Source organism: Verminephrobacter aporrectodeae subsp. tuberculatae At4 (assembly GCF_000193225.1).
Classification (GTDB): domain Bacteria; phylum Pseudomonadota; class Gammaproteobacteria; order Burkholderiales; family Burkholderiaceae_C; genus Acidovorax; species Acidovorax aporrectodeae.
In genome coordinates, this window is the sequence record NZ_AFAL01000473.1 from 1 (window position 1) to 2492 (window position 2492).

Here is a 2492-nt window from a genome sequence, read left to right on the forward strand (position 1 = left end):
GTAGTCGGCGCTGCTGGCGTGGCCGAGCCCGGCGCGGCCGACGGTGTTGGTCACGCCCGCGAGGTTCACGCGGATGGCGTTGCTGCTGTTCTCGGTATTGTCATTCGGGGTGAACGTGGCGCTCCAGGTGCGGCCGTCAGCGTCGGCCACCAGGGGCCCCAGCGTGCCGTTGGGCGCATCGACGTCGTCGGCCGTGAAGCCGAGGACCGGCGCGTTGAAGCGGATGGTGACGGTGCTCGTCTCGCCGATCTTCAGGGCGCTGTCGCTCAGCGTGATGCTGGCGCTGGGGCGCGTGGATTCGATGGTGTCTATCTGGTAGTTGGCGCTGGTGGCGCTGCCGATGCCCGTGCGGCCTGCGTGGTTGCTCACGCCGGCAAGGTTCACGCGGATGGTGTTGCTCGTGTCCTGCACGTTGAGCGTGGGCGTGAAGGTCGCCGTCCAGACCTTGCCGACTGCGTCCGCCGTGAGCGGGCCCAGCGTGCCGTTGGCGTCGCTGAGCACGACGTCTTCTGCCGTGAAGCCCCTCACGGAATCGTTGAAGGCAATGGTGACGGTGGTGGTTTCGTCGATCCGGAGGTCGGTGTCGGCCAGCGTGATGATGGCCGTGGGGCGCTCGGCCGTGGTGTCGATGGCGTAGTCGGCGCTGCTGGCCGTGCCTTCGCCCGTGTTGCCTGCGGCGTTGCTCACGCCCGCGAGGTTCACGCGGATGGTGTTGCTCGCGTCCAGCACGTTCGCCGTGGGCGTGAAGGTCGCCGTCCAGGTCTTGCCGTCGGCATCCGCGGTGAGCGGGCCCAGCGTGCCGTTGGCGTCGCTGAGCACGATGTCCTGCGCGCTGAAGCCCGTGACCGCCTCGCTGAAGGCGAAGCGGACCGTGGTGGTCTCGCGCATCGTGAGGCTGGTACTGCCGAGCGTGATCGTGGCGCCGGGGCGCACGGTGCTGACGCTGTAGCTGGCGCTGTGGGACTGGCCAAAGCCTGTGGTGTCGGCCGGGTTGACGGCGTCGGTCACGCCGAAGAGGTTCACGCTGATCGTGTTGCGCGCACTGTGGACGTTGGCCGTGGGCGTGAAGGTCGCCGTCCAGGTCTTGCCGTCGGCGTTCGCCGTGAGCGGGCCCAGCGTGCCGTTGGCGTTCGTGAGGACGACGTCGTCTGCCGTGAAGCCGTTGACGCGAACGTTGAAGACAATGGTGACGGTGGTGGTTTCACCGGCCATCAGGTGGTTGTCGGCGAGCGTGATGGTCGCGGTGACGAGGTCGCGGGTGTCGACGTTGTACGCGCCGCCGTGGAACCCGCCCTCGCGGGACATATTGCCCGCGAGGTCGCGGATGCCGTGCGCCGCCCCCGTCACGACGCTCGGCCTGGCCCAGGACACGGAGGTCCGGAACGTCGGGGCGGTGAGGGTGATGCTCCAGGTCCTTCCGCCGTCGGTGGAGTTCAGGTCGGACATCGTGCCACCGGAGGCGCCGGCGGCGCTGTATATGTCGTCGAGGCTAAAGCCCGTCACCTGTTCGTTGAAGGTGACGGTGATGGTCAGCGTGCCGCCGGATCGCAGGTTGTGGCTCGAGACGGCGATCCCGCTCACCTGGGGCGGGGAGCTGTCGTTGGCGTAGGCTTGGTCGTTGGCTATATAGGTCCCCCCCGGGTCGCCGGGCACGTTGCCCCCGCCGACCGTGTTGCCCGCGGAATCGGCGATGTCGCGCAGCTTGATCGCGATGCGGTTGTCGGGCATGTTGTCCGCAGAAGGGGACCGGAGCGTGAGCTTCCACGTGGTTCCGCCGTCCGTGCTGCGCAGGTTCGACAGCGTTCCCCGCAGGCCATTGATCGACTGGTTGCGCTGGGTCAGGGAATCGATGATCTCCAGGTCATCGAGCGTGAAGCTGTTTGCATCGATTGCCTGGGAGAAGGTGATGGTGACGGTGGTCTCCTCGTTCGCGGCCAGGAGGCGGTCATCGATGACCAGACTGCGCAGCATGGGCCGCACGGTGTCCACGACGTAGTTGGCGCTGCTCGCGCTGCCGACCCCGGCCACTCCCGCGGCGTTGCGCACGCCCGCCAGGTCCACGCGGACGGTGTTGTTCGCGACCTCGGTGTTCGCCGTGGGCGTGAAGGTCGCCGTCCAGGTCTTGCCGTCCGCGCCGACGGCCAGATTGCTCAGCGTGCCGTTGCCGCTCGTGAGCACGATGTCGGCGGCGTCAAAACCGGTGACGGCCTCGTTGAATTGGAAGCTCACGGTGGTGCTCTCGCCCACGGTGAGCGTGCTGTCGGCCAGCGTGATGCGCAGGCTGGGGCGCCCGGCGACGGCGTCGAGGCTGTAATTGACGCCGGTGGCACCCCCCCCTCGCCCGCGTTGCCCGCCCGGTCGTTCACGCCGGCCATGTTCACGCGAAAGGTGTTGTTCGACGAGGTGACGTTGCGCGTCGGCGCGCTCAGGGTCGCGGTCCAGACGCTGCCGTCGCCGGTGGACGTGAAGTGCGACAGCATGCCATCGCGCAG

2 protein-coding genes are annotated in these 2492 nt (G+C 68.1%); both read right to left on the bottom strand.

Annotated features, from left to right (window positions below; translation table 11 throughout):
• A partial coding sequence (locus VTU_RS33665; protein ID WP_236610755.1) for an Ig-like domain-containing protein occupies positions 1–2229 on the bottom strand: 2229 nt, incomplete at its 3' end.
• Positions 2226–2492, bottom strand: a 267-nt coding sequence (locus VTU_RS34920) for an Ig-like domain-containing protein (protein ID WP_236610756.1), incomplete at its 5' end; no start/stop codon positions are given. The genes VTU_RS34920 and VTU_RS33665, both read right to left, overlap by 4 nt.